This window comes from Amycolatopsis benzoatilytica AK 16/65, assembly GCF_000383915.1.
GTDB classification, from domain to species: Bacteria; Actinomycetota; Actinomycetes; order Mycobacteriales; family Pseudonocardiaceae; genus Amycolatopsis; species Amycolatopsis benzoatilytica.
Map to the genome: position 1 here is coordinate 875,709 of NZ_KB912942.1, position 26,453 is coordinate 902,161.

Annotated in this window: 23 protein-coding genes and 1 pseudogene; 18 read left to right on the forward strand and 6 right to left on the reverse strand. The window is 70.6% G+C overall.

Annotated elements, in window-relative coordinates; genetic code table 11:
- Positions 1–51: 51 nt before the first annotated feature.
- The 5 genes from AMYBE_RS0104110 (at position 52) to AMYBE_RS0104130 (ending at position 7,210) form a co-directional block, all read left to right on the forward strand.
- Positions 52–2,022, forward strand: coding sequence for an intein-containing Rv2578c family radical SAM protein (locus tag AMYBE_RS0104110; protein WP_154676116.1), 1,971 nt, complete (start codon positions 52–54; stop codon positions 2,020–2,022).
- Between the two features lie 140 nt (positions 2,023–2,162).
- Positions 2,163–3,959 carry an aspartate--tRNA ligase gene (aspS, locus tag AMYBE_RS0104115; protein ID WP_020658072.1) on the forward strand — a complete coding sequence of 599 codons (1,797 nt, stop codon included), beginning with the start codon at positions 2,163–2,165 and terminating at the stop codon, positions 3,957–3,959.
- Between the two features lie 31 nt (positions 3,960–3,990).
- Positions 3,991–4,932 (forward strand): DUF389 domain-containing protein, encoded by a 942-nt coding sequence (locus tag AMYBE_RS0104120; RefSeq protein WP_020658073.1) that lies wholly within the window; start codon positions 3,991–3,993, stop codon positions 4,930–4,932.
- Positions 4,933–4,990: 58 nt separating this feature from the next.
- Positions 4,991–6,178 carry a hypothetical protein gene (locus tag AMYBE_RS0104125; RefSeq protein WP_020658074.1) on the forward strand — a complete coding sequence of 396 codons (1,188 nt, stop codon included), beginning with the start codon at positions 4,991–4,993 and terminating at the stop codon, positions 6,176–6,178.
- Between the two features lie 174 nt (positions 6,179–6,352).
- Positions 6,353–7,210 (forward strand): SGNH/GDSL hydrolase family protein, encoded by an 858-nt coding sequence (locus AMYBE_RS0104130; protein ID WP_027927362.1) that lies wholly within the window; start codon positions 6,353–6,355, stop codon positions 7,208–7,210.
- Here the strand turns inward: AMYBE_RS0104130 and AMYBE_RS0104135 are convergent.
- Positions 7,176–7,931: a metallophosphoesterase family protein gene (locus AMYBE_RS0104135; protein WP_020658076.1), complete on the reverse strand. Its 756-nt coding sequence runs from the start codon at positions 7,929–7,931 to the stop codon at positions 7,176–7,178. The genes AMYBE_RS0104130 and AMYBE_RS0104135 overlap by 35 nt on opposite strands.
- 71 nt (positions 7,932–8,002) lie before the next feature.
- Here AMYBE_RS0104135 and AMYBE_RS0104140 point away from each other — a divergent pair, with 71 nt between their 5' ends.
- From AMYBE_RS0104140 to AMYBE_RS46840, 13 genes and pseudogenes are all read left to right on the forward strand, one after another.
- Positions 8,003–9,388 carry a replication-associated recombination protein A gene (locus AMYBE_RS0104140; protein WP_020658077.1) on the forward strand — a complete coding sequence of 462 codons (1,386 nt, stop codon included), beginning with the start codon at positions 8,003–8,005 and terminating at the stop codon, positions 9,386–9,388.
- A gap of 119 nt (positions 9,389–9,507) precedes the next feature.
- Positions 9,508–10,053 (forward strand): cupin domain-containing protein, encoded by a 546-nt coding sequence (locus tag AMYBE_RS0104145; RefSeq protein ID WP_020658078.1) that lies wholly within the window; start codon positions 9,508–9,510, stop codon positions 10,051–10,053.
- Positions 10,054–10,090: 37 nt separating this feature from the next.
- A complete protein-coding gene (locus AMYBE_RS0104150; RefSeq protein WP_027927363.1) occupies positions 10,091–10,942 on the forward strand; it encodes an NAD(P)-dependent oxidoreductase in 852 nt (283 codons plus the stop codon).
- A 35-nt stretch (positions 10,943–10,977) separates the two neighbouring features.
- Complete coding sequence (locus tag AMYBE_RS0104155) at positions 10,978–11,307, forward strand: hypothetical protein (protein WP_034286741.1); 330 nt, start codon at positions 10,978–10,980, stop codon at positions 11,305–11,307.
- Between the two features lie 183 nt (positions 11,308–11,490).
- Entirely contained in the window at positions 11,491–11,895 is a 405-nt protein-coding gene (locus tag AMYBE_RS0104160) for a DUF948 domain-containing protein (protein WP_020658081.1), read from the forward strand.
- Positions 11,892–12,194, forward strand: a complete 303-nt coding sequence (locus tag AMYBE_RS0104165; protein ID WP_020658082.1) for a hypothetical protein — start codon at positions 11,892–11,894, stop codon at positions 12,192–12,194. Before AMYBE_RS0104160 ends, AMYBE_RS0104165 begins: the two co-directional genes overlap by 4 nt.
- A gap of 75 nt (positions 12,195–12,269) precedes the next feature.
- Complete coding sequence (gene alaS, locus AMYBE_RS0104170) at positions 12,270–14,933, forward strand: alanine--tRNA ligase (RefSeq protein WP_020658083.1); 2,664 nt, start codon at positions 12,270–12,272, stop codon at positions 14,931–14,933.
- Positions 14,923–15,423: a Holliday junction resolvase RuvX gene (gene ruvX, locus AMYBE_RS0104175; protein WP_020658084.1), complete on the forward strand. Its 501-nt coding sequence runs from the start codon at positions 14,923–14,925 to the stop codon at positions 15,421–15,423. Before alaS ends, ruvX begins: the two co-directional genes overlap by 11 nt.
- Positions 15,424–16,196: 773 nt before the next feature.
- Positions 16,197–17,744, forward strand: coding sequence for an endolytic transglycosylase MltG (gene mltG, locus AMYBE_RS45615; RefSeq protein WP_245573151.1), 1,548 nt, complete (start codon positions 16,197–16,199; stop codon positions 17,742–17,744).
- The gene (locus tag AMYBE_RS0104185; protein WP_084469863.1) at positions 17,731–18,594 is read left to right on the forward strand and encodes a shikimate dehydrogenase; all 864 of its coding nucleotides are present in this window, start codon (positions 17,731–17,733) and stop codon (positions 18,592–18,594) included. The genes mltG and AMYBE_RS0104185 overlap by 14 nt, the downstream gene beginning before the upstream one ends.
- Before the next feature lie 43 nt (positions 18,595–18,637).
- Positions 18,638–19,885, forward strand: coding sequence for a GrpB family protein (locus AMYBE_RS0104190; RefSeq protein WP_020658087.1), 1,248 nt, complete (start codon positions 18,638–18,640; stop codon positions 19,883–19,885).
- 9 nt (positions 19,886–19,894) lie between these two features.
- Positions 19,895–20,836: a D-2-hydroxyacid dehydrogenase family protein gene (locus AMYBE_RS0104195; RefSeq protein WP_020658088.1), complete on the forward strand. Its 942-nt coding sequence runs from the start codon at positions 19,895–19,897 to the stop codon at positions 20,834–20,836.
- Positions 20,837–20,904: 68 nt separating this feature from the next.
- Positions 20,905–21,367, forward strand: a pseudogene (locus AMYBE_RS46840) (DUF3885 domain-containing protein).
- 156 nt (positions 21,368–21,523) lie between these two features.
- Here the strand turns inward: AMYBE_RS46840 and AMYBE_RS0104205 are convergent.
- The 5 genes from AMYBE_RS0104205 to AMYBE_RS0104225 all read right to left on the reverse strand — a co-directional run bounded on the left by AMYBE_RS0104205 (position 21,524) and on the right by AMYBE_RS0104225 (position 26,323).
- Positions 21,524–23,059, reverse strand: a complete 1,536-nt coding sequence (locus AMYBE_RS0104205) for an alpha/beta hydrolase (RefSeq protein WP_020658090.1) — start codon at positions 23,057–23,059, stop codon at positions 21,524–21,526.
- Positions 23,056–23,871, reverse strand: a complete 816-nt coding sequence (locus AMYBE_RS0104210) for a serine hydrolase domain-containing protein (protein WP_020658091.1) — start codon at positions 23,869–23,871, stop codon at positions 23,056–23,058. The genes AMYBE_RS0104205 and AMYBE_RS0104210 overlap by 4 nt, the downstream gene beginning before the upstream one ends.
- A 122-nt stretch (positions 23,872–23,993) precedes the next feature.
- Complete coding sequence (locus tag AMYBE_RS0104215; RefSeq protein ID WP_020658092.1) at positions 23,994–24,263, reverse strand: HPr family phosphocarrier protein; 270 nt, start codon at positions 24,261–24,263, stop codon at positions 23,994–23,996.
- A gap of 27 nt (positions 24,264–24,290) precedes the next feature.
- Complete coding sequence (locus AMYBE_RS0104220) at positions 24,291–25,529, reverse strand: PTS transporter subunit EIIC (protein WP_020658093.1); 1,239 nt, start codon at positions 25,527–25,529, stop codon at positions 24,291–24,293.
- The gene (locus tag AMYBE_RS0104225) at positions 25,526–26,323 is read right to left on the reverse strand and encodes a GntR family transcriptional regulator (RefSeq protein ID WP_020658094.1); all 798 of its coding nucleotides are present in this window, start codon (positions 26,321–26,323) and stop codon (positions 25,526–25,528) included. The genes AMYBE_RS0104220 and AMYBE_RS0104225 overlap by 4 nt, the downstream gene beginning before the upstream one ends.
- Between the last annotated feature and the right edge of the window lie 130 nt (positions 26,324–26,453).

The following is a 26,453-nucleotide window of genomic DNA, read 5'->3' on the forward strand; positions in this document are numbered from 1 at the left end:
CCTCGTTCGCTCGAGGGGTGTTCGAACATATGTTTGACAGCGGTTTAGAACATGTGTTCGACTGGTGGGGTGCGTTGGGAACAGTTGCGAGCGGGGAAGGAGGAGACGCTCCCCGGTCTCGGTGCGTTTGGGGAGGTCGTGCGTTCGGTACGGGCTCCCGAGTTCGGCGGCGTCACCTTTCACGAGGTGCGCGCCCGGTCGGTGCTGAACCGGGTGCCCGAGTCGTCCGCGGTGCCGTTCCGGTGGTCGGTGAACCCTTATCGCGGGTGTTCCCACGCGTGCACCTACTGCCTCGAAGGCGATACGCCGGTGCTGATGGCGGACGGCCGGGCCAAGCCGATCGCGGACCTGCGCGTCGGCGACCGCATCATGGGCACCCGCGGGCACGGCGTCGCGCGCCGGCTCGTGCCCACCGAGGTGCTCGCGCACTGGACCACGGTGCGCGAGGCGTACCGCGTCGCGCTGGACGACGGCACGCAGATCATCGCCGGGCCGGACCACCGGTTCCTGAGCGCGCGCGGCTGGAAGTACGTCACCGGCAGCAAACTGGGCGCCGCGCAACGCCCGCGACTGGAGGCGGGCACCGAGCTCGTCGGCGGCGGCCGGTTCGTCCGGACCCCGGACGACACGCTCGGCTACCGGGCCGGCTACCTGTGCGGAATGCTCCGGTCCGGCGGTTTCGCCGCGGAACCGGACGCGGCCGCGCGAGCCTTGGCCTACCTGCCGGATTTCGGCTCGTCGGTGGGTTTCATGCGCATCCCGCCGGAACCGGACGCGCACTGGTCGCGCGGTTTCCTGGCCGGTTTGTTCGACCTCGCGGGCGGCTACCGGCGCGGCACGCTGTCCATCGCGCACGACGAGAACGAAGTGGTGGACATGCTGTTCGCCGCGCTGGACCGGTTCTCGTTCGGCTACGAGACGGTCGGCCACCGGCAGCACCCCGGCCGCAGGCAGGCCCGGCTCACCGGCGGAACCGCCGAAGTCCTGCGGTTCCTGCACCTGGTGGACCCGGCCGTCGAATGGAAGCGTTCGCTGGAGGGCACCGTGATCGGCGGCGTCCGGCGCACTGTCACCAGCGTCCTGTCGCTGGGCCTGGAACTGCCGCTGTTCGACATCACCACCGGCACCGGCGATTTCATCGCGGACGGCATGGTGTCGCACAACTGCTTCGCCCGCAACACCCATACGTACCTGGATTTCGACGCCGGGCACGATTTCGACAGCCAGGTCGTGGTCAAGATCAACGCGCCAGAAGTCCTTGCCGCCCAAGTGAATCGACCGAGCTGGCAACGGGAACCGGTCGCGATGGGCACCAACACGGATCCGTACCAGCGCGTCGAGGGCCGCTACCGGCTGATGCCCGGCATCATCCGGGCGCTGGCGGATTCCGGAACGCCGCTGTCGATTCTCACCAAAGGCACCATGCTGAGCCGGGACCTTCCGCTGCTGGCGGCGGCGCGCCAGGACGTACCGGTGCATCTGGCAGTATCGCTGGCGCTGCTGGACGGCGAGCTGCAACGCCGGCTGGAACCCGGCACGCCCAGCCCGCGCGCCAGACTCGACCTAATCCGCAAGGCCGCCGCCGCCGGACTGCCGTGCTCGGTGATGGTCGCGCCGGTGCTGCCGTACCTGACCGATTCGCCGGACGCGCTGGACCCGCTGTTCGCGCAACTGGCCGAGGCTGGCGCGACCAGAGTGACTGTGCTGCCGCTGCACCTTCGACCGGGCGCGCGAGAGTGGTTCGCGGCCTGGCTGAAGCGGGAGTACCCGGACCTGGCCCCGCGGTACCGGCGGCTGTACGCCCGAGGCAGCTACGTCGACCGGGGCTACCGGGAACGGCTGGCCACGGTGGTGGCGCCGCTGCTGCGCCGGCACGGGTTGGATCCGCGGGCTCCCCGGGCGCACTCGGAGACCCGGGCGCCGGCGGAGGGAGCGGGGGAGAAGGGCGTGGCGCTGCCGGAGCAACGCGACGCGGAAGCGGGACAACGAGCCGGAGAAGCGGAACAGCTGCGGCTGCTGTGACCCGCCCTCTCCGCCGCCCGACCCAAACCTGCCCGCACCCCCCGGCACCGGGTTCGTTAGCCTCTGTACTCGGCGAAAACCGCGTTCGGCACCGGACGCCCGCCGCACCGAATCTCGTGGACCTAGGGAGAGCAGTCGCAGTGCTCCGCACTCATCAAGCCGGCACCCTGCGTGCCGGGCAGGCCGGTCAGACCGTCACCCTCACCGGATGGGTGGCCCGGCGGCGCGATCACGGCGGAGTCATCTTCATCGACCTCCGGGACGCCAGCGGGGTCGCGCAGGTCGTCTTCCGCGAGGGCGAGATGGCCGAGCGCGCGCACGCTCTGCGGTCGGAGTTCTGCGTGAAGGTCGTCGGCGAGGTGTCGCGGCGGCCGGAGGGCAACGCGAACCCGGACATCCCCACCGGCGAGATCGAGGTGCTGGCCACCGAACTGGTCGTGCTGTCCGAGGCCGCTCCGCTGCCGTTCCCGATCGACGACCGGGTCGAGGTCGGCGAAGAAGTCCGGCTCAAGTACCGCTACCTCGACCTGCGCCGCAGCGGCCCGGCGGCCGCCATCCGGCTGCGCAGCGAGGTCAGCCGGGTGGCTCGCGAGGTGCTGCACGCGCAGGACTTCGTCGAGATCGAGACGCCGACGATGACCCGGTCCACCCCGGAAGGCGCCCGCGACTTCCTCGTCCCGGCCCGCCTCAAGCCGGGCTCCTGGTACGCCCTGCCGCAGTCGCCGCAGCTGTTCAAGCAGCTGCTGATGGTCGGCGGCATGGAGCGCTACTTCCAGATCGCCCGCTGCTACCGCGACGAGGACTTCCGCGCGGACCGGCAGCCCGAGTTCACCCAGCTCGACATCGAGATGAGCTTCGTCGAGCAGGACGACGTGATCGCGGTCGGCGAAGCGATCGTCACGGCGTTGTGGAAGCTGGTCGGCCACGAGATCGCCACCCCGATCCCGCGGATCACCTACCGCGAGTCGATGGCCAAGTACGGCTCGGACAAGCCGGACCTGCGCTTCGACCTCGAGATCACCGAGCTCACCGACTTCTTCTCGGACACGCCGTTCCGGGTGTTCCAGGCCCCCTACGTCGGTTCGGTCGTGATGGCCGGCGGCGCTTCGCAGCCGCGTCGTCAGCTCGACGCGTGGCAGGAATGGGCGAAGCAGCGCGGCGCGAAGGGCCTCGCCTACGTACTGGTCAACGAGGACGGCACGCTCGGCGGCCCGGTCGCCAAGAACCTCTCCGAGACCGAGCGCGAGAACGTCGCGGCCGCCGCGGGCGCGAAGCCCGGCGACTGCATCTTCTTCGCCGCCGGCAAGGTGTCCGCCGCGCAGCCGCTGCTCGGCGCGGCGCGCGAAGAGATCGGCCGCAAGCTCGGCCTGATCGACGAGGACGCCTGGTCGTTCGTCTGGGTCGTGGACGCACCGCTGTTCGCGCCGGTCGAGGACATCGGCGACGACGTCGCGGTCGGCTCCGGCAAGTGGACCGCGGTGCACCACGCGTTCACCTCGCCCACCCCGGAGTGGGTCGACAAGTTCGAGCAGGACCCGGGCAACGCGCTCGCCTACGCCTACGACCTCGTCTGCAACGGCAACGAGATCGGCGGCGGCTCGATCCGTATCCACCGCGAGGACGTCCAGAAGCGCGTGTTCGCGCTGATGGGCCTCGGCGAGGAAGAAGCCCAGGAGAAGTTCGGCTTCCTGCTCGAAGCGTTCCAGTTCGGCGCGCCCCCGCACGGCGGCATCGCGTTCGGCTGGGACCGCATCGTGATGCTGCTGGCCAAGGCCGACTCGCTGCGCGACGTCATCGCCTTCCCGAAGACCGGCGGCGGCTACGACCCGCTCACCGCGGCACCCGCGCCGATCACCGCGCAGCAGCGCAAAGAGGCCGGCATCGACGCGAAGCCGGCGGTCCCGCAAAGCAAGCCGGCTGCCGCTCAGGAGAAGTAGTGGCAGGCGGCCGACCGGACGGGGCGGCGTAGTGCTGCACCTCAGGGCAGTTTGCCCGCCGGAGAGCACTGACGAAACGCTGGAACTGCTGCAAAGCCACCCGGGCGCGGCGCACCTGATCGTGCACCGCGGGGCGGCCGTCTCGCCGCCGGGCGACCTGATCGAGGCGGACGTCGCGCGGGAGGCGGCCGACGAGATCGTCGACGGCCTGTGCACGCTCGGTCTCGACCGCACCGGCGGCATCACGATGGAATCGCTGGACACGGCGCTCTCCGATGCCGCCGACGCGGCCGAGGAAGCTGCCCCCGGCGAAGGCGCGGACGCGGTCGTCTGGCAGGAGCTGCTCGGCCGCACCGGCGAGGAATCGCGCTGGAACGCGACGTTCCAGGCGTTCCTCGCCATCGCGTGCCTGCTCGCCGCGGTCGGCGTGCTCACCGACTCGTCGGTGACCATCGTCGGCGCGATGGTGGTCGGCCCGGAGTTCGGGCCGCTCGCCGCGATCGCCGTCGGGCTGGTCCTGAGCCGCTGGGACTTGGTGCGCCGCGCCGGGGTCGCGCTGGTCGGCGGCTTCCCGATCGCCATGGCGATCACGCTGATCGGCGTGCTGCTCGGCGGCACCGCCGGGTTGTTCGACCCGCACGCGATCCTCAGCAACCACGAGGTCGATTTCGTGTACCAGGTCGGGCCGGCGTCGTTCGTGGTCGCGCTGCTCGCCGGAGCGGCCGGAATGCTGGCGATGACGTCGGCGAAATCGGCGGCGCTGGTCGGCGTGTTCATTTCGGTGACGACGGTGCCCGCGGCGGGCTACGCGATGGTCGCCGCGGTCGCCGGACGCTGGGACCGGGCCGGGTTTTCGCTGCTGCAGCTGCTCGTCAACCTCTTCGGAATCGTTCTTGCTGCGGCCATTGTGCTGATCCTCCGGCGGCGCAAGCAACGTTCCGGCGCGTTGCTACGTCCGCTTTCCCGAGGGTGATTCCGGTACTCGGAGCGTGGTGGTCATGGTTGCTCAGTCACGAGTAGGGTCGGTGACAATGACAGTCGACACCTCTTCCGCCGGCGACGCCGCAGTCCAGGCGGAAGCCGGGGAGCTCGCCGTCGCCGCGGCCGTCGCGGCGGGCGAGGCGGTGCTCACGCGCAGGTTCGGCAGCGCGATCACGCTGGTTTCGCCCGAGCACCTGTCCGGAAGCGGGCCGGCGACGGTGGTCCGGGCCCGGGTCGTGTCGTCGTCGTTCGCGCTGCCGCGGACGCTGGTCGTCAAGCACTATCCGGAGCCGCCGGAGCCCGGCTGTGCTGACCCGTTCGCGCAGGAAGCGGTCAGCTATCAGCTTTTCACCGCGCTGTCCCCGGACGAGCGGATGTGCCCGGAGCTGCTCGCGCACGACGGCGGGCACCGCGTGCTGGTGATCGAGGACCTCGGCCGCGCGCCGACGCTGCGGGACAAGCTGGCGGCCCGTGATTCGAGGGCGGCGGAACGCGCGTTGCTGTCGTGGGCACGCTCGCTTGGCCGGTTGCACGCCAGCACGGCCAGCCGCGAAGCCGATTTCAACGCGCTTTTGCGGCGCCTCGGCGGGCCGGCGCGATCCGGAGACGATCACCTGGCCGGTCTTGCCGACGACGTGGAGCGGCTGCTCGGCGACCTGCTGGACGTGCCAGTGCCGGAGGCGGTCCGGGAACGGGTCACGGAGGCCGTCGCGCAGGCTCGCTCGGCGGCGTTCCGGGCGTTCAGCCCGGTAGAGCTGTCCCCGGAGAACAACCTGATCACCGGCGGCGGGGTGCGGTTCCTGGACTTCGAGCGCGGGCGGGTGCGCACCGCGCTGGTCGACGCCGCTTGCCTGCGGTTGCCGTTCGCGGCGGATCCGCGGGCGATGGCGTTGCCCGCCGGGATGAGCGAGGCGATGATCGCGGCGTGGCGGGCCGAGGTCGTCGAAGTGTGGCCGTCGTTCGCCGATGACGTGGAGCTGGCTCGGCAGCTCACGATCAGCGAGGTGCTGCACGTGTGGGCGGTCACCCGGGAGCTGCTGCCGGAGCTGGACCTGCGCCGGCACGCGACACCGGTCAGCCGGGAAGCGGCGCTGGTGACCTGGTGGCGGGAGCTGGCCCGGCACGCCGGGTACTCGCGGTTGACCGAGGTCGCGGAGCACGCCACGAGGGTGGCGGCCGCGTTGGCGGCCCGGCTGGGCCCACACGCTGATCTCGCGTTCTACCCCGCGTTCCGCTGATCTGCCGTGAAGGGAACATTGAGGGACTCAGAGTCCCTCAATGTTCCCTTCACGCACCTGCCTGGGTGGGCAAAAGCGGCATAGCGGGCAGCCGATGGGCGCGGTACCGGAAAGTTCCCGGCTCCGTCCTTGTGGCGTTACCTGGTCATCACCAGGGGTGAGTTTCGGTGCCGGATGGTCTTGGGCGTGACCGTGATCAGTGTCGGAGTCACCCCAGTCCCGAAAGCCGCCCCCGTCGTCCGCGAGAGGCCCGCGCCCGAGCCGCGTCGTGCCGAACGGCTGGTGGTGCTCGGGGATTCGACAGCCGTCGGCCTCGGCGATCCGTTGCCGGAGCGCGGCGGATGGCGTGGCGTGGGGCCGCTGGTCGCGGCCGCGCTCGGCGTCGGCGAAGACGGTTACCTCAACCCGTCGTTCAGCGGCGCTCGGATGGGGTGCGTCCGCACCGGCCAGCTGCCCGCCGCGCTCGCGCATCGGCCCGATGTCGCTTTGGTGATCGTCGGGATGAACGACACCTTGCGGCCGGACTTCGATGCTGAGCGCATCGCTGCCGAGCTGACCGCGATCGTGCGCGAGCTGTCGGCAATCGGGACCACCGTGCTGCCGGTCCGGTTTCATGACCACAGCAAGGTTTTTCGCCTCCCGCCGTCGTTGAAGCGCGCATTGGGCGCGCGCGTCGCCGAGCTGAACGCGGCGATCGACGGCGTGGTCGAGACCGAAGGCATCGCGTGTCTCGACCTCGACGCGTTGCCGGGCGCCTACGACCTCACGGTGTGGAGTGTCGATCGGCTGCATCCGTCTGAGCTGGGGCACCGGCTGCTCGCGCAGGGCTTCGCCGGACTGGCGGCCGAGGCCGGTTTCGCGGTGCCGGAACCGGTGAGCTTGACGTGTTCCGGCGGCGTCGAGCCGAGCACTGCCGGACACCTCGGCTGGCTGGTCGCGAAGGGCGTGCCGTGGCTGTGGCGGCGCGGACGCGAGTTCCTGCCTTACGCGGCGGTGATCATGTGGCGTTCGTTCCGCGAGCGCGTGGGCTGAAAACCCGTAACGCTTCCGCATCTGACGCTGGATTCCGTACGTAGAAGTCGTTCCAGTCGTGGATTCCTGGGTACTCCGACATCTCGACGAGCTGCTGGCAGGCTGCCTCGACGTCGTAGGCAGTGCGGCGCAGTTCGACGCCTGGGCCGAGCCGGGCCCAGTGCGCGCCCGTTGTGCCGTAGGGCATTCCGACACTGCCCGGGTTGACGATCCGGCAGCGGTCGGCCAGTCGCAGGAACGGCATGTGCGTGTGGCCGCACACCACCGTTTCGGCAGTGACGCCGTCCAGCACTTCGGCCCACCGCGAAAGCGGGCTGTCCACCAGGACGACCTCTTCGTCGTCGCGCGGGGTGGCGTGGCAGAACAGCACTTCGCCGAGGCCGTCCACCTCCAGTGTCGCGGTCAGCGGCAATCCGGCGAGCAGCTTCACCTGGTCCGGTCGCAGTCGCGTCGCCGACCACGGGCCGATCGGGTCCGGGATCTTCGTTTCGCCGCCGCCGGCCAGCGTGACCAGTTCGCGGTCGGCGTTGCCGCGCACCCACACCGCGCGGTCGCCGAGCGAGACCAGCCGGTCCAGCGTCTGGCAGGGCAGCGGGCCGGCGGCGAGATCGCCGGACAGCACGATCAGGTCCGCGGCCAGCACGTCGGGCTCGGCGAGCACCGCGTCGAGCGCGGGCAGCACGCCGTGGATGTCGGACAGCACCGCGACCGAAGACACCATGCGGCCAGTCTGCGCCTCGATCGCGGGCCGGGCGAACGGGATTGTCGGAGGGGTCGGTTACCGTCGTCGGCGTGGCACAGGACGAACTCTTCACGGTGAACCCCGACGCGGGGCCGCCGCCGGAACCCTCCGGAGCGAACCAGGCCGAACCGCAGGCCGACCCGGCGACCTCGCCGCTGGCGGTCCGGATGCGGCCGCGCACGCTCGACGAGGTGGTCGGACAGCAGCACCTGCTGCGCGAAGGGGCTCCGCTGCGCCGTCTGGTCGAGGGCGCCGCGCCGGCGTCCGTGCTGCTCTACGGTCCGCCCGGCACGGGCAAGACCACGCTGGCCAACCTGGTCTCCATCGCGACCGGCCGCCGGTTCGTCGCGATGTCCGCGTTGTCCGCGGGGGTCAAAGAGGTGCGCGGCGTCATCGAGGAAGCCCGCCGGCGCCGGTTGTACAACACCGAGAACACCGTCCTGTTCATCGACGAGGTCCACCGGTTCTCCAAGACCCAGCAGGACGCGTTGCTCGGCGCGGTCGAGGACCGCACGGTGCTGCTGGTGGCGGCGACCACGGAAAACCCGTCGTTCTCGGTGGTCTCGCCGCTGCTGTCGCGGTCTCTGGTGCTGCAGTTGCGGCCGCTGACCGACGACGACATCGTGGCGGTCCTGGAGCGCGCGCTGACCGACGAGCGCGGCCTGGGCGGCGAACTCGCTCTGACCGACGAGGCCCGCGCGCACCTCGTCCGGCTCGCCGGCGGCGACGCCCGCCGTGCGCTCACCGCGCTGGAAGCCGCCGCCGACGCGGCGTCCGCGACCGAGAACAAGACCATCGACCTCGCCGTCGTCGAGTCCACAGTGGACAAGGCGGCGGTGCGCTACGACCGGGACGGCGACCAGCACTACGACGTCATCAGCGCGTTCATCAAGTCGATCCGAGGTTCGGACGTCGACGCCGCGCTGCACTACCTGGCCCGGATGATCGAGGCGGGGGAGGACCCGCGGTTCCTCGCCCGCCGGCTCGTCGTGCACGCCAGCGAGGACGTCGGCCTGGCCGATCCGACCGCGCTGCAGGCAGCGGTGGCGGCCGCGCACGCGGTCCAGTTCATCGGGATGCCGGAAGGGCGGCTCGCGCTCGCGCAGGCGACCATTCACCTGGCCACCGCGCCGAAGTCGAACGCCGTGGTCACCGCCATCGACACCGCGCTGAGCGACGTCCGCCGGGGAGCGATCGGCACCGTTCCGCCGCACCTGCGCGACGGGCATTACGCGGGTGCCAAGCAGCTCGGCAACGCCCAGGGCTACCGCTACCCGCACAACGTCCCCGAGGGCGTGCTGGCGCAGCAGTACCCGCCGGACGAGCTGGTCGGCCGTGATTACTACGAGCCCACCCAGCGCGGCGGCGAACGCACGCTCGCCGAACGGGTGCCGCGGCTGCGCCGCACCATCCGGGGGGAGCGGCCGGCGAAGTAGCCGGGCCGTCCCGATCGCTGGAACCCGCGTGAACGTCGCCACTTTCTTCCGTATAACGGGCTTGGGGGGAACATCCGGAACGCAGGCCGGTTGATCCTCGTCGAGGAGAGGGGGCGGCGATGACGCTGCTGACCGTGTGGCCCGACGACCAGCCCGGCCACGTTCTGCTGCGCACCGAAGACGCCGGCGCGATCACCGCCGAGCTCGCCCGGATCGGAGCCGGGTTCGCCCGCTGGCCGCTGAGCGGAGCGGGGACCGGCGAGGCCGAGCTGCTCGCGCGCTACCGGGACCGCATCGATTCCCGCATCACCGGCCCCGGCTACCACGCGGTCGACGTCCTGTCCGGCGAACCGGGCCTGGCCGAACGCAGCGCGAACGGCGCCGAAGACCGGTTCTTCGTGCACGGCTCCGCAGTCTGGTACCTGCATACCGGCCGCGAAGTGCACGCGGTGCTGTGCGAGCCCGGCGACCTGCTCACCATTCCGGCGCACGTCCGGCACTGGCACGACGGCGGCGTCCGGCCGGACCATGTGACGATCCGCGTCCGGCATCCCGCGGAAGCGGCCGTCGCGGCGCTGCCGGGGGTTGCCTCGACCACGGACTTCGCCAGCTTCGAGGCGCTGGCCGCCAGCCGCGTAGGCACCTGGCCGGTGCTGAGCCGCTGAGGCTGCCGCGGCGATCGGTTGGCGGCACCATGGGGCCATGACCACTGTCGCATTTCTGGGCACCGGAATCATGGGCCGTCCGATGGCCGCCAACCTCGCCCGCGCCGGGCTGGACGTGCGCGCGTGGAACCGCACGCGCGCCAAGGCGGAACCGCTCGCGGCGGAAGGCGTCGCTGTCGCGGGCTCCGCCGCCGAAGCGGTCGAAGGCGCGGATCTCCTGGTCACCATGCTCGCCGACGGCCCGACCGTCGCCGAGGTCTTCTCCGGTCTCGCGCTCAGCCCCGGCACGGCCTGGTTGCAGACCAGCACCGTCGGCATCGACTGGATCGGCCGCCTCTCCGAAGCCGCCGCGGCAGCCGGCGTTCCGTTCGTCGACTGCCCGGTGATGGGCACCAAGGTCCCGGCCGAACAGGCCCAGTTGCAGGTGCTCGCCGCGGGGCCGGAGGAACTGCGGGACCGCGCGACGCCGGTGTTCGACGCGATCGGCTCGCGCACCCGCTGGCTCGGAGCCGAACCCGGCATCGCGACCCGGCTCAAGATCGTCATGAACGCCTGGATCCTCACCCTCACCAACGGCACCGGCGAAAGCCTCGCGCTGGCCCGTGCACTGGGCGTCGACCCGGAGCTGTTCTTCGACGTCATGGCCGGCACCGGCTTCGACGTTCCGTACGCGCGGATGAAGGGCCCGATGATGCTCGCCGGCGATTACCCGGCCAGTTTCCCGGCGTCGCTCGCCGCCAAAGACGCGCGGCTCGTCGTGGAAGCCGCGGGCGACCAGATCGACGTCGCCGGCGCGGCTGCCGCGCTCGCGCACCTCGAAGCCGCCGTCGAACGCGGCCACGGCGACGACGACATGGCCGCGGTGTACGAGGGAATCGTCAAGAAGTAAGCACCGACGCGACCCGGTCCGCGCCGATGCCGGAAATGAGCAGGCGTTCCTTCGCGTTCCCGAGCAACCGCGCGGTCCCACGGCCTGAAGCCGCCGTCTCCGAAATCTCCGGTGACCGTGAAGCAGAGGCCCCGGTAGTAGTCGCGGCCGCCCTGGCGGTCCGGATCGTCCGCGACGGCCAAGTCCGGCAAGGCCGCCCGCAGCTCTTCGACCACTCCGGCGAACGGACTGTCCAATATGGTCATCCGCAAGCCGGCGCCGGCGGCGCGCACCGCGGCGGTCAGGAACCGGACGTGCTCCCCCAGGTGCTCGCGCTCGAAGGCCAGACTGCCCCGATGGCGACCCGCCGCGACCCAGGTCCGTGAAGGGCCCCTTGAGGGAATCTGAGTCCGGCAAGGGCCCCTTCACGGCAGTTCCGCCGTAAAACGAACCGTTTTCCGCCCGGGCGGCTGCGCTGGGTGACCGCAGCGGCGGGGGGTCCCCGCCGAAGGGCGGTGCAGGCGGTAACCTCACACCACCTAAGACCCCGCACCACCCGAGGAGGGCCCGTGTCGGCAGGGCAGATCGCCGCGCTGATCGCCGCAGGAGCTTTCGTACTGCTGGTCTTGCTGCTGGCGATCCCGTTGCTCAAGCTCGGCCGGACGCTGGACGAGGCGACCATCGCGATCCGCAAGGCGCACGAGAACAGCGACCCGATCCTGATCGGGGCCAACGAGACGATCACGCACGTCAACACCCAGCTCGAGCGGGTCGACGGGATCACCGCGAACGCACAGGCGGTGAGCGGCAACGTTTCCGCGCTGTCGTCGGTGTTCACCGCGACGCTCGGCGGCCCGCTGGTGAAGACCGCCGCGCTGTCCTACGGGATCAGCAAGGCGATCCGCGCGCGCCGCAAGAAGCAGGACGCGAAGGCCGCCAAGGCGCAGCGCCCGGCCCGCCGGAGGAAGAAGTGAAGCGCCTGTTCTGGCTGGGCGTCGGGGTCGTCACCGGGGTCGTGCTCAGCCGCAAGGCCACCGAAACCGCTCGTCAGGCCACTCCGGCAGGGTTAGCATCGAACCTGGGCGACGCCGTGCGGGAACTCGCCGGCGCCGTCGGCTCGTTCGGCGCCGAGGTGCGCGCCGGGATGAACGAACGGGAACAGGAGCTGCACGACATGGTCGAGGAGCGGACCGCGCCCGCCGTCCCGCCTTCGGGTTCGGGCAGGCACGCGGCAGCACGCCCCGTCCGGCGAGCTCGCCGGGCGGAGGGCTGATCTCCGCGCGCCTTCCGCCGCCGCCGAACCCTGTTCCCTCCCGGCCGAAGCCGGAACCAGCACAAGGACGTACCCGTGGACACACACGAGATCACTGACCGCTTCCTGCGCCACTTCGAAAGCCGCGGCCACACCCGCGTGCCGAGCGCGCCGCTGATCCTGGACGACCCGAACCTGCTGTTCGTCAACGCGGGCATGGTCCAGTTCAAGCCGTACTTCCTCGGCGAGGCCCCGCCGCCGTACCCGCGCGCGACCTCGGTGCAGAAGTGCGTGCGCACGCCGGACATCGACGAGGTCGGCAAGACCACCCGGCACAACACGTTCTTCCAGATGGCGGGCAACTTCTCGTTCGGCGACTACTTCAAGGAAGGCGCGATCGAGAACGCCTGGGAGCTGATCACCAAGTCCCAGGACGACGGCGGCTTCGGCCTCGACCCGGACCGGATCTGGGCGACCGTGTACGAGAAGGACACCGAGGCGGCCGGGCTGTGGCGCAAGCTCACCGGCCTGCCGTCGGAGCGGATCCAGGTCCGCGACGGCAAGGACAACTACTGGGACATGGGCGTGCCCGGTCCGTGCGGCCCGTGCTCGGAGATCTACTACGACCGCGGACCGGACTACGGCCGCGAGGGCGGCCCGGTCGCCGACGAGGACCGCTACATCGAAATCTGGAACCTCGTCTTCATGCAGGACATCCGCGGCGACCTGAGCCCCAAGCTGGGCCACCCGCCGATCGGGGAACTGCCGAAGAAGAACATCGACACCGGCATGGGCGTCGAGCGCGTCGCGACGATCCTGCAAGGCGTCGAGAACGTGTACGAGACCGACCTGGTGCGCCCGGTGATCGGCCGCGCCGAGGAGTTCTCCGGCCGCCGCTACGGTGCCAACCACGCCGACGACGTGCGCTTCCGCGTCATCGCCGACCACGCGCGCACCGGTGTGCTGCTGATCGGCGACGGCGTCACCCCGGGCAACGACGGCCGCGGCTACGTGCTGCGCCGGCTGCTGCGCCGCATCGTGCGCTCCACCCGCCTGCTGGGCGTGCAGGAGCCGGTGCTGCAGGAGTTCGCGAAGGTCGTCAGCAACACCATGGGCCCGACCTACCCCGAGCTGGTCAGCGACTTCGACCGGATCTCCGAGGTCGTGCGGGTGGAGGAGGAGGCGTTCCTCGCCACCCTCACCAGCGGTTCGCGCATCTTCGACCTGGCCGCGGCCGAGACGAAGAAGGGCGGCGGCGACGTGCTCGCCGGCGACAAGGCGTTCCAGCTGCACGACACCTACGGCTTCCCGATCGACCTGACCCTCGAGATGGCCGCCGAGCAGGGCTTGACCGTCGACGAGACCGGCTTCCGCACCCTGATGGAGGAGCAGCGCAAGCGCGCGAAGGCGGACGCGGCGTCCCGCAAGAGCGGCCACGGCGACCTGTCCGAGTACCGCAAGGTGCTGGAGCAGCACGGCGAGACCGAGTTCCTCGGCTACACCGAGCTGCAGGCGGACGCGAAGGTCGTCGGCCTGCTCGAGAACGGACTGCCGGTGCGCAGCGTCGCCGCAGGCGGCAAGGCCGAGCTGGTGCTGGACCGGACCCCGTTCTACGCCGAGAGCGGCGGCCAGATCGCCGATACCGGCGTGCTGATCGGCGACGGCGTGGAGCTGAAGGTGCTCGACGTGCAGAAGATCGTGCCGGGCCTGTTCGTGCACCGCGTCGAGGTGACCGAGGGCGAGGTCGCGATCGACACGCGGCTGACCGGTTCGGTCGACTCGCTCCGCCGGCTCGCGATCGAGCGGTCGCACTCGGCCACCCACCTGGTGCACGCGGCGGTCCGCGGCGCGTACGGCAAGCGCGCGGCGCAGGCCGGTTCGCTGAACGCGCCGGGCCGGATGCGGTTCGACTTCACCACGCCGGGTGCGGTGTCCGTCGACATCCTCACCGAGGTCGAGCAGGAAGTGAACGACTACCTGCAGACCGATGTCGAGGTGAACAGCTACACCACCACGAAGGACAAGGCTCTCGAGCTGGGCGCGGTCGCGCTCTTCGGCGAGAAGTACGGCAACGACGTCCGCGTGGTCGATATGGGCGAGTATTCGCGCGAGCTCTGCGGCGGCACGCACGTCAGCCGGATCGGCCAGCTGGGCCTGGTCAAGCTGGTGTCGGACGCGTCGGTCGGCTCCGGCGTGCACCGCGTCGAGGCGCTGGTCGGGCCGGACGCGCTCAAGTACGTCCGCAAGGAGCAGCTGCTCGTGTCGCAGCTGGCGAACACGTTCAAGGTCCCGTCGGACGAGCTGCCCGGGCGGATCGAGGACGTGCTGGCTCGGCTGAAGAACGCGGAGAAGGAGATCGAGCAGCTGCGCACGCAGCAGGTGCTCGGCTCGGCCGGCGCGCTGGCGGACAAGGCGCAGGATGTCTCCGGCGTCTCGGTGGTCGCCGAGGTCGTGCCGGACGTGGACGGCAACGGACTGCGCGCGCTCGCCTCGGACATCCGCGGCCGCCTCGGCGACCGCGCCGGCGTGGTGGCGCTGTTCGCGCCGGCGGGCGAGAAGGTGGCTTTCGTGGTCGCCACGACGTCGGCGGCCCGGGACAAGGGCATCGCGGCGGGCAAGCTCGTGCCGTCGTTCGCCGAGGCGATCGGCGGTCGCGGCGGAGGCAAGCCGGACATGGCCCAGGGCGGCGGCACGAACCCGGCCGGCGCGGAGCAGGCCGTCACGGCGCTGCGCGCGGCGGTCGCGAACCTTGGCCGCTGAGCCCCGGAGAGGCCCGGACCGGCCTGGTGAGGCCGATCCGGGGCGGGGCAGGCGGCTCGCCGTCGATGTCGGGTCTGTCCGGGTCGGGATCGCGCTCAGCGATCCCGCCCCCGTCCTCGCGAGCCCGCTCGTTACCCTCTCCCGTGATGCGAAGGACGACAGCGATCTGGACCGGCTTGCCGAACTCGTCACCGAACACGAGGTGGTCGAGGTGATCGTGGGCTTGCCGAGGACGCTGGCGAACCGGCAGGGAGCGGCCGCGGACATCGCGGTCGCGTATGCGGACAAGCTCGCCGGGCGTGTTGGGGACGTGCCCGTGCGGCTTGCAGACGAGCGGTTGACGACGGTTACCGCGTCGCGAATGCTGTCCCAGCGGGGGGTCAAGGGACGCAAGCAGCGCGCCGTGGTGGACCAGGCAGCGGCAGTCGAGATCCTGCAAGCCTGGCTCGACGCCGCCGCCGCGCACCGCGCCCGGAAAGGCGACTCATGACCGACCCTCGCGGCCCGGAAAACCAGGGCGGTCGCCGTCGGCTGCGCAATCCCGACTCCCCGGACCTTCAGGACCCCGCAGCGGGTCCGGGCGCTCCGGGCGGTCGGCGCCGGCGACGCGAGCCTGGTACGGACCAGCCACCGGCGGCCCCGCGCCGCACCCGAAACGCAGCACCGGACGAAGTTCCCGCTCCCGGCGGGCGCCGCCGCGAAGGCTCACCGGAGGGCGCGCCGCGTCGAGCCGCCGGAGAAGGCCGCCGGCGCGCCGCGGAAGCGCCCCGCCGCGACGGAATGCCGGCCGCGGAGGGGACCCGTTACGTCTCGACGGACGGATTGCTTGGCGCGGAAGGGAACTTGGCCGGCGAACCACCGCGACGCCGTCCCGACGACGAGCTGCCGCCACGGCGTCGGCGGCCGGCCGGGGCGACCGAGAACCGGGACCTTCCGCCGCACGCGGCCGACGACCTTCCGCGAGCCCGTCCGCGGCGCATCAAGCCCGGCGAGGCGCCCGAGCCGCGTGCGGCTTCGGCTGCCGAAAGCGACGCGCCGGCCGGTCGCCGTCGCCGCCGGGACGACGTTGCGCCGGCCGAGGCTCCGGCCGGCCGCCGCCGTCGCGAGGACTTGCCGCCCGAGCCGCCGGCCGGTCGCCGTCGCCGCCGGGAAGACAGGGACGTTCCTTCCGAAGCCGCCGCGCCTGGCCGTCGTCAGGCACCGGAATCGCCGTCGCCGGTTCGTCGCGCATTGGAGCCGGACCCGCGGTTCGCGGACGCTTCGATGCCGCCGGATCCGCGGTTCGCCGAGGCGTCCATGCCGCGCGATCCCCGCTTCGCCGAAGCTTCGATGCCGTCGGATCCGCGGTTCGCCGAAGCTTCGATGCCTCGTGACCCGCGGTTCCAGGACGGTTCGGCACCGCAGCGGTTCGCGGACGCGTCCATGCCGCGCGACCCGCGCCGCCCGCCGCGCCGCCCGCCGGTCGAGGACCCCACCGAGGTGATCCCGACCGTGCCGGCCGCCGCGCTCGAACCGGACCACCCGGCTGAGCAGCCGATCGACGACCTGTTCGACGACGATTACGACGGCTACGACGAGCACGACGGCTACCAGGACGATTACGACGACGGCTACGAGGGCTACGACGAAGAGGCGTACGACGACCACGACGACGAGCCGCCCGCCGACGAGCCGCCGGCGAAGAAGCCGCGCAAGAAGCGCAAGCGCGCGTTCGGCTGGATCGCCGCGGTGCTCGTGCTGGTCCTGCTGAGCGGCGGGGCCTGGTTCGGCTACCAGAAGATCTTCGGCTACGCGGACTTCGACGGTTCCGGCCAAGGCGACGCGCTCGTGCAGGTCGAGGCCGGGGACACGACGTCCGCGATCGGCGCGAAGCTCACCGACGCCGGCGTGGTCGCCAGCTCCCGCGCGTTCGTGAAGGCCGGTGCGGACAACGCCGCGCTGAGCCGGATCCAGCAGGGCTACTACCTGATGCGCCAGCACATGTCCGGCGCGAGCGCGGTCGAGCTGATCACCGCGCCGACGGCCCGGGTCGGCAAGCTGGAGATCCGGCCCTACACCCAGTTCGACGACATCAAGCAGCCGGACGGCAAGGTCACCCCTGGCGTGTTCAGCCTGCTGGCGAAGGCGTCCTGCGCGACGATGAACGGCACCAGCACCTGCCTGACCACCGACCAGCTGCGCAAGGCGGTCGCGGATGCGGACCTCAAGACGCTCGGCGTGCCGGACTGGGCGCTGAACGACGCGGGCAAGGCGCTGACGAAGGACAAGCGGCTCGAAGGGCTGATCGCGCCCGGCGTTTACGACGTGAAGCCGGGCTGGACCGCGACCGAGCTGATCACCGACCTGGTGAAGCAGTCGGCCGATTCGATCCAGGCGGCCGGGCTCAGCCAGCAGACCACCGGGCCGGGCATGACGCCGTACCAGACGCTGATCATCGCGTCGCTCATCGAGCGCGAGGCGATCAAGCCGGACTTCGGCAAGATTTCGCGGGTCATCTACAACCGGCTGGCCAACCACACGAAGCTGCAGCTCGACTCCACCGTCAACTACGTGCTGGACCAGCCGACTCTGCTGACCAAGAAGGAAGACCGGGCGAAGGCCGGGCCGTACAACACCTACGACATCGCGGGCCTGCCGCCGACGCCGATCGCGGTGTCGAGCCCGGACGCGATCAAGGCCGCGCTGAGCCCGACGCCGGGGGACTGGATGTTCTTCGTGAAGTGCGAGAAGGACGGCCATTCCTGCTTCGCGGTCACGAACGACGACCACGAACGCAACAAGCAGCTGGCGCAGAAGAATGGCGCCTACTGACGGGCCGCGCCGCGCGGCAGTGCTCGGCAAGCCGGTGGCGCATTCGCTGTCGCCGGTCCTGCACCGCGCGGCGTTCGCCGCGCTCGGCCTGACCGGCTGGACTTACGAACGGGTCGAGATCGGCGCCGAGGAACTGCCCGGGTTCGTCGACGGGCTCGGCCCGGAGTGGGTCGGCCTGTCGGTCACCATGCCCGGCAAACGGCGGGCACTCGAGTACGCGGTCGAGGTCACTCCGCGGGCGGCGGCGGTCGGCGCGGCGAACACGCTGGTCCGTCGTGCGGAGGGCTGGCTGGCCGACTGCACGGACGTCGACGGGGTGACCGGCGCTCTGTCGTACGCGGGCGGTTACCAGCCAGCTGAGGGCGACCAGGCAGTGGTGCTCGGCGCGGGCGGGACCGCGGCGGCCGCGGTGGTCGGCTTGGCCGCGCTGGGCGTCTCGACGGTGAGTCTCGTGGTGCGCGAACCGGCGCGTGCCGAGGAAACGGTCGACGCGGCGAAGCGCGCCGGCCTCGACGTTTCGGTGCTTCGCTGGTCCGAGGTCGACTTCGCCGATCTGGCGGACCGGACCGCGGTCCTGGTCACCACGGTGCCGCCGGACGCGGTGCTGCCGCACGTCGCGGAACTGGCCCGGATCGGCAGCGTTCTCGACGTGATCTACCACCCCTGGCCGACGCCGCTGGCCGAAGCGGTCAGTTCGCGCGGCGGACGGCTCGCGACCGGGCTGGACATGTTGCTGCACCAGGCGTTCGGCCAGGCGGAGCACTTCACCGGGCGGCCGGCACCGCGCGCGCAGATGCGGGCGGCGCTGCGCGAGGCGAGCGGAAACATCCTGCCGCTGCCCATTTCCTGATAGGCTGGCCGACTGCCTTCCGTACGGTCATCAGGGGGAAACTGTGTCCAGACAGCAGTTCGGCGAAACGGAAATTCAAGCGGCGTGGGTCGGCGAGGCCCCGAAGCTGGGCACCACGATCACGCTCGCCGAATACGATCCGGAGTGGCCGCGGCTCTACGAACGCGAGGCGGCGCGGATCCGCGCGGCGCTCGGGGAGCGCGTGGTGCTGCTGGAACACGTCGGATCGACGTCAGTGCCCGGCCTCGCCGCCAAGCCGATCGTCGACATCCTGCTCGAAGTGCCGGATTCCGACGACGAGGACAACTACCTGCCGGATCTGGAGGCGGCCGGCTACCGGCTCGTCATCCGCGAACCGGATTGGGAGAAGCACCGCTGCTTCAAGGGGCCGGACACCAACGTCAACCTGCACGTTCACTCACCGGGAAACGGTCAGACCGAACGGTATCTGCTGTTCCGGGACCGGCTGCGCAGCCATCCCGAAGAACTCGCCCGGTACCTGGGGGAGAAGCGCCGGCTCGCCGCGCAGGTGTGGGAGTACGTGCAGAACTACGCCGACGCCAAGAACGACGTCATCGACGAGATCATCGACCGCGCACGCGCGGCGCAGTACGACCGATTCGGCGCGGCGTATGCGAAACACGCGGCGACGAGCGTCACGAACGCGTTGTACGACCGGCCGGCGATCCTCTCGCTGGCCGGTCCGGTGGCGGGCAAGAGCGTGCTGGACGTCGGCTGCGCGGCCGGGCACCTCAGCGCGAAGCTCGCCGCGGCGGGAGCGGACGTGCTGGGAGTAGACGCGAGCGAAGCGATGATTTCCCTGGCCCGCAAGGAGTTCGGCGAGGCGGCCCGATTCGAGGTGGCCGATGTCGCACATCCACTGTCCATTCCGGACAGTTCGATCGACGTCGTCACCGCGTCGCTGGTTCTGCACTACTTGGAAGACTGGACGGCGACGCTCGCCGAGCTGCGCCGGGTGCTGCGGCCGGGCGGGCTCTTCGTGTTCTCGGTGCACCATCCGGGCGAGGACTGGCACTGGTTCGAGCGGACGAACTACTTCGAACGAGAACTGCTGGACGACGAATTCCCGCTCGGTGACCTCCGGCACCGGGTGCAGTTCTACCGGCGGCCACTGAGCTGGACTTTCGACGCGGTCCGCGACGCGGGCTTCGCGGTCGACCGGCTGGTCGAGCCGGAACCGCTGCCGAAAGCCGACGAAGCGGATCCGCGGGTGGCGCGGTCCCTGCGGGAAAAGCCACGGTTCCTCTATTTCCGGTGCGAGGCCGGGTAGCGTGGGCGCATGAAGATCGCGGTCCTCGACGACTACCAGAACGTGGCACTCGAGTGTGCGGACTGGACTTCGCTCGATGCGGAGATCGAGGTGTTCTCCGAGCCGTTCGCCGGGCCGGACGAGGCGGTCGCGCGGCTGGCCGGGTTTGACGTGGTGGTCGCGATGCGCGAGCGCACACCGTTCCCGGCGGCGGTGCTGGACCGGTTGCCCGCGTTGAAGCTGCTGGTCAGCACCGGTCGCCGGAATGCCGCGATCGACCTGGACGCGGCCCGGCGCAACGGCGTCGTCGTGTCGGCGACCGGCGCGCTGGCGTATCCGACGGTGGAACACGCGTGGGCGCTGATCCTGGCGGGTGCGCGGAATCTTCCGGTGGAGTTCCGTTCGATGCGCGAGGGCGGGTGGCAGATCGGTCTCGGCATGGGGTTGCGGGACAAGACGCTCGGCCTGCTCGGCCTCGGCCGGCTGGGCGCGGAAGTGGCCCGGATCGGGCTGGCGTTCGGGATGAGGCCCATCGCATGGAGCCAGCACCTCACTCAGGAGCGTGCCGCGGAGCATGGCGTGACCGCGGTATCCAAAGAGGACCTGTTTGCGCAGGCGGACGTGTTGTCGGTCCACTTGGTGCTGTCCGAGCGGACGCGCGGGCTGGTCGGCGCGGCCGAGTTCGCGGCGATGAAGCCGAGCGCGTTGCTGGTGAACACTTCGCGCGGGCCGATCGTGGACGAAGCGGCGTTGGTGGATGCCTTGCGGCGCAAGGAGATCGCCGCGGCCGCGCTGGACGTTTACGACGTCGAGCCATTGCCGGCGGAGCATCCGTTGCGGGCGTTGGACAATGCGATTCTGACTCCGCATATCGGGTATGTGAGCCGGGAGACGTACGAGGTCTTCTACGGCGGTGCGGTGCAGGACATCGCCGCGTTCCAGACCGGCTCGCCGATCAACGTGCTGAACTGAGCTCTCCTGCCGCGGCCGGATTTCCCGGCCGCGGCAGGGATCGGCTACCGGACAGAGAGGAGGCTCGGATGCTGGACGCCGATCTGTCCACGCTCTGGCGGCAGCAGTGGCGCGGGTGCCCGCCGCTGGCCTACCACTTGAAACACGCCTACCCCGGCCGGTGGGTGCGTTTCCACAGCCTTCCCGAGTCCAAACGCTACCCGGGCACCGAGGTGGAATACGAGATCGTGCTCGATCGGCACAACACGGTTTTGGCCGAATTGTTTCGCGGTCAGCAGGTTTGGATCGGCACTGCCGTGTTTACGCACGCAGCGGAGCCTCCGGCGCTGGCAGTCCGGTCTCGTAGACGTCCTTCTCCGCGCGGTTGCCGACGAAGTCACTGTCAATGTGATGATCGCGAGCCTGTCCTTCGACCGGGTGTATCACCCGTACGACGGCGGTGCAGACGTGCTGGTGGCCACCGCCGGCGAACGGGACGAGCTGAAGCGGCGGCATGTCGACTGGCTCTCCGCCCACCCCTCGGGTTTCTGAGCGCCCGTAGGAGATCTTGCAGCCGTTGAAGACGGTGATTCGAATGCCCGGCGAAGCGTCCGCGCGGATCCGCAAGTTCGAGCAGACAAGGGCAGACAAGGGCCGGCCCTCCGCCGCGCGGTCCATGAGCTCAGCGAAGCGAAAGCTCGTTCCAGATCACGGAAACGCCCGCACCACTGGCGGATAGACCGTCCCTTCCGGCGGCAGGGTCAGGTCTGCGAAATACCGTACCAACGCGGCGGAAGCCGCCGTGCTGGGTACATCCAGTGTCGTGTGTCCGGCACCGTCCACCACGACCACGTGGCCGTCACCGAGTTCGCGCGCGGTCGCCTGCGCGTTCGCGAGCGGGGTGACCGGGTCGTACCGGTTGGCCAAGATCAGGGTCGGATGCTGCCGCTGCCGATTCCACGGCCCCAGATAGCGGTCGGGATCCTGCGCGGGCCAGCCAACGCACTGTGCCATCGAAAACACCGGCGCGACGCCGAAATACGGCTGCCGCTTGGCCTCGGCCGCGGCGAGCGCGGCATACTGCGCGGGGTTCTGCGGCAATTGGCTGTCGAGGCATTGCACGGCAAGGAATCCCGGAGAATGCGTCGGCACCCGCGGATCGAGCACGGGTGCGGTGTCCGCCGGGGACGGCGGCACGAGCCCGGCGAGCGTCCTGGCCAGCCGCGGCCATCGAGACGACTGGTACAGCGCACGATCGATCGTTTCCATCAGCGACGCGACCGTCATGCCGCCGACCGGTCCGTGCGTCAACCGCGCGTAGGCGGCCGCGAACTTCTGCTTCAGATCACCGCCGGCGAACGCGCATTTGGCCGGGCCGGCCGCGGTGCAGGCGGCGAAGAACGCTTCCAGTTCTTGCTGCTGGGCAGTCGCGACGTCCGCGCGCACGTCGACCGGTTTGTCTTGCTGGCCGGGCTGACCGGTCGCGTTGGCGACGAGGTCGAGCGTCCCGTCGAGCGCCATCGCGCGCAGCTTGTCCGGGAACAGGTTGGCGTAAGTGCCGCCGAGATAGGTGCCGTACGAGTAGCCGTAGTAGTTCAGCTGCTTCTCGCCCAAGGCTTGGCGCAGCAAATCCATGTCCCGCGCGACATTCGCGGTCGACAGATGCGACAACTCCGCGCCGGTGCCCGCCGCGCAGGCCTTCCCGACCGAAGCGCTGGCCGCCCAGAACGCCGCACTGTCCCGTAACGGCGAGCCAGCGGCGGCCGGCGTGCCCGGGCACCGCACCGGTGCGCTGCCGCCGATCCCGCGCGGATCGAAGCTCACCAAATCAAACCGCGCGCGCAGCTCGTCCGGATACCGCGCGCCGAACCGCGTCAGCTCGCCGACCCCGTCGGTTCCCGGCCCGCCGAAATTGATCACCAGCGAACCGACGCGATGCGCGGGATCGGCGGCAGGCATCCGGATCACCGCGAGGTTGATCTTGGCTCCGCCAGGTTCGCGGTAGCTCAACGGAACCGGCGCGGTCGCACACTGGAAAGCTCCGTGACACGGCGTCCAAGCCAGCTTCGGCACGGCGGTGCCGTTGGTGCCCAACGGAAGCGGCCCCGTCGGCGCGGACGACGCTGGCACCGGCCCGGTTTCCGCGGCCGGCGCGGAACAGGCAGCGACCAGCACGAGCAGCGCCGCACCGAGCGCCAGCCAGGACGATCGGCGAGCCCGCGGCACCGCAGGCCGGAACCTCACGCGGCGAGTTCGGCCAGGACCGCGTCGGTGAACGGCGGCCACACCTCCGCCGCCCAGGGTCCGAACGACCGGTCGGCGAGCGCGACGCAGGCGTGCCCGGCGTCCGGATCCACCCACAGGAAGGTGCCTGATTGGCCGAAGTGGCCGAACGTCCGCGGTGAACTGTTCGCGCCGGTCCAGTGCGGACTTTTGTGGTCGCGCAGCTCGAAGCCGAGCCCCCAGTCGTTCGGCTTCTGGTGCCCGAAGCCGGGCAGCACGCCGTTCAGGCCGGGGAAGGCGACCTCGGTGGCCGAGCGCAGCGTCTCGGGCGCGAGCAGCTTCGGCGCCTGCAGCTCGGCCGCGAACCGGAGCAGGTCGTCCAGTGTGGACACCGCCCCGGCGGCGGGCGAACCGTCCAACCGGGTCGCTGCCATGCCCAGCGGTTCGAACAGCGCCTCGCGCTGGTAGGTGGCGAAGTCGATGCCGGAGTGCTCGGCCAGCGCGTCAGCGAGCTCTTCGAAGCCCGCGTTGGAGTACAACCGGCGCGTACCGGGCTGGGCCATCGCTTTGTGCGCGTCGAACGCCAGACCGGAAGTGTGCGCGAGCAGATGCGCGACCGTCGAGCCTTCCGGCCCGGCCGGGGTGCCCAGATCGACGACGCCTTCCTCGACCGCGATGTGCGCGGTGTAGGCGGTGAGCAGTTTGGTGACCGACGCCAGCCGGAACGGGCGATCCGGGTCACCGTGCCTTCCGCGCACTTCGCCGGACGCGGAGACCACTCCGGCGGCGGCGTTGTCGACCGGCCATTCGTCGATCAAGCGCAGGCTCTGCATGTCCGCCAGCGTAATAGGGGACCTCCCGCGCGGATGCCCCAGTGCCGTGATGCGACGAACCGTGCGGGGCGGCTGGCGACAGCCGCCCCACACGGTCCGCGGTTTCCCCTGGAGCGGTATCGCTACTGAGCGTCGAGGTCGGTGGCGACCAGCTCGGCGACGGCCGTGATGGCCGCCTCGGCACCTTCGCCCTCGGCGCTGATGACTACCTCGTCGCCGTACGCGGCGGCGAGGGTCATCAGGTTGAGCACGCTGCCGGCTGCCACCGGTTCGCCGCCGATCTTGGCGATCTGCACGGCGACGGGCTGGGCAGCGGCCGCCTTGGCGACCAGTGCGGCCGGACGGGCGTGCAGCCCCACCTTGCTGGCCACGGTGACGCGTTTCTCCGGCATGGTGTTCCTCTCTTGCTTTTCTCGGGTCTACTTGGCGGCGGTGCGCTCGAGATCGCCTTCGACCGAGTCGTCCTCGCGGCCCGGCGTGCGCAGGTTGAACTTCGTGATGACGACGCGGAACACCACGTAGTAGATCACGGCGAAGACGAGACCGATCGGGATGAGCAGCCACGCCTTGTGGGCCGTGTCCAGCGAGGAATTCAGCGCGAAGTCGATCGCGCCGCCGGAGAACGAGAAGCCCAGCCGGATGCCCAGCGCGCTGCAGATCGCGAGCGAGAGACCGGTCATCACCGCGTGGAAGATGTACAGCGGCCACGCGACGAACATGAACGCGAACTCGATCGGCTCGGTGACGCCGGTGATGAACGCGGTCAGCGCGGCCGAGATCATGATCGAGCCGACCAGCTTGCGCTGCGACGGGCGCGCGGTGTGCATGATCGCGAGCGCCGCGGCGGGCAGCGCGAACATCATGATCGGGAAGAACCCGGTCATGAACGCGCCGGAGCCGTTCACGTGGTGGAAGAAGTTGTTCAGGTCGCCGCCTCCGAAGATGAACCACACCGGGACGTTCAGCAGCTGGTGCAGGCCGACCGGGATGAGCAGGCGGTTCAGCAGGCCGTAAACGCCGCTGCCGACCACGGGCGAGCCCATGACCGCTTTGCCGGCCGCGCTGATGCCCTGGTCGACGTACTTGAACAGCAGACCGAAAATCACGCCCAGGACGATCATCGCGAGCGCGGTGACGATCGGCACGAACCGGCGGCCGCCGAAGAAGGCCAGCCAGGACGGCAGCTTGATCCGGTGATAGCGCTGCCAGAGCAGCGCCGCCACGATGCCGGACACGATGCCGGTCAGCACGCTGTAGGGCCAGTGGATCGGCGCGAGGTCCCAGCCGGCCTTGTAGCCCTGCTGGCCGCTGATCGGGGCGATCGCCTGGATGACCTTGTTGAACACGACCCAGCCGATGACCGCGGCGACGGCGGTCGAGCCGTCGCCCTTGCGGGCGAAGCCGACCGCGATGCCGATCGCGAAGATCAGCGGCAGCCAGTCGAAGATGCCACCGCCGGCCGCGCCGATCACGTCGGCGGCTTTGCCCCAGTTCAGGCCGTCTTTGCCGAGGACGTCGTCCTGGCCCAGCCGGTTCAGGATGCCGGCCGCGGGCAGCGTGGCGATCGGCAGCATGAGGCTGCGGCCGAAGCGCTGCAGTCCGGCGAGACCGCTGCCCTTCTTCTTTCCGCTGGCCCCAGCCGCGGTGGTGGCGCTCATCGGATACCTCCATTGTGGGGTTGGTTGCCGGAACTCGGGGTGTTCCGGTCCAGTTGCATGGTCACCTGGTAGTGGTCGCCCCGGTACCAGGACGTCATGTCCTCCACCGGTTCGCCCGCCGAGCTGGAGACCCGGCGGAACACCAGGAGCGGACTGCCGGTGCGCATTCCGAGCAGGCGCGCCGTCTCGCGGTCCGCGGATTCGGCCCAGACCGTCTGGTACGCGTGGTCCGGCCGGCGCGCGAAGACGTCGGCCAGCTGGGCGTACAGCGAACGGGTCAGGTCCAGGTCGAGCAGGCCGGGCGTCCGGCCCGCGTGGTACCAGCCGCGTTCCACGGCCAGCGGCACGCCGTCGGCGCGCCGGAGCCGCACCAGCCGGTGCGCGGGCACGCCCTCGGACAAGCCGAGCGCGTGCGCCGAAGCCACCGGCGGCACCTCGGTCGAGGTCGAGATCACTTCGGTGGTCGGGGTGAGCCCGCGCCGGCGCATGTCGTCGCTGAACGACATCAGGTACACCTGCAGTTCCATCCGCCTCGCGGCGGTGAAGGTGCCCTTGCCCCGGACCCGGGCCAGCAGTCCTTCCTCGACGAGCTTCCCGATCGCCGAGCGGACGGTGAGCCGCGAGACGCCGTAGCGCTGCGCGAGCTCTCGCTCGGACGGGATCGGCGAGCCCGGCGGAAGCTCGCGCTCCACCGAGCGGCGCAGGATCTCCCGCAGCTGGGCGTGCTTCGGGGTCGGCCCGTTCACCACGACGTCCTCGGGCCCGGACGGCGGGACATGCGCGGCCGCGCTCATCGGCGTCACCCCTCCCTCACTCGCAGTGCACCGGGACCGGTGCTCGCGTCCGCGCCGGAAGATTGGTACGTTCCGGTCTAGACCAATGTTCTGATGGGGCAGGATGCTCCGCAGTGCGAGCGGGTGTCAA

Excerpts from the sequence above, each read along its gene's own strand:
- AMYBE_RS0104145 (WP_020658078.1), top strand. The coding sequence starts at position 9,508 with ATGACGCTGCTGACCGTGTGGCCCGACGACCAGCCCGGCCACGTTCTG.
- AMYBE_RS0104185 (WP_084469863.1), top strand. The coding sequence starts at position 17,731 with ATGGCGCCTACTGACGGGCCGCGCCGCGCGGCAGTGCTCGGCAAGCCG.
- AMYBE_RS0104130 (WP_027927362.1), top strand. The coding sequence starts at position 6,353 with ATGGTCTTGGGCGTGACCGTGATCAGTGTCGGAGTCACCCCAGTCCCG.
- AMYBE_RS0104195 (WP_020658088.1), top strand. The coding sequence starts at position 19,895 with ATGAAGATCGCGGTCCTCGACGACTACCAGAACGTGGCACTCGAGTGT.
- AMYBE_RS0104110 (WP_154676116.1), top strand. The coding sequence starts at position 52 with ATGTGTTCGACTGGTGGGGTGCGTTGGGAACAGTTGCGAGCGGGGAAG.
- AMYBE_RS0104210 (WP_020658091.1), bottom strand. The coding sequence starts at position 23,871 with ATGCAGAGCCTGCGCTTGATCGACGAATGGCCGGTCGACAACGCCGCC.
- AMYBE_RS0104135 (WP_020658076.1), bottom strand. The coding sequence starts at position 7,931 with ATGGTGTCTTCGGTCGCGGTGCTGTCCGACATCCACGGCGTGCTGCCC.
- AMYBE_RS0104150 (WP_027927363.1), top strand. The coding sequence starts at position 10,091 with ATGACCACTGTCGCATTTCTGGGCACCGGAATCATGGGCCGTCCGATG.
- mltG (WP_245573151.1), top strand. The coding sequence starts at position 16,197 with ATGCCGCCGGATCCGCGGTTCGCCGAGGCGTCCATGCCGCGCGATCCC.
- AMYBE_RS0104155 (WP_034286741.1), top strand. The coding sequence starts at position 10,978 with ATGAGCAGGCGTTCCTTCGCGTTCCCGAGCAACCGCGCGGTCCCACGG.
- AMYBE_RS0104215 (WP_020658092.1), bottom strand. The coding sequence starts at position 24,263 with ATGCCGGAGAAACGCGTCACCGTGGCCAGCAAGGTGGGGCTGCACGCC.
- AMYBE_RS0104225 (WP_020658094.1), bottom strand. The coding sequence starts at position 26,323 with ATGAGCGCGGCCGCGCATGTCCCGCCGTCCGGGCCCGAGGACGTCGTG.
- AMYBE_RS0104125 (WP_020658074.1), top strand. The coding sequence starts at position 4,991 with ATGACAGTCGACACCTCTTCCGCCGGCGACGCCGCAGTCCAGGCGGAA.
- AMYBE_RS0104220 (WP_020658093.1), bottom strand. The coding sequence starts at position 25,529 with ATGAGCGCCACCACCGCGGCTGGGGCCAGCGGAAAGAAGAAGGGCAGC.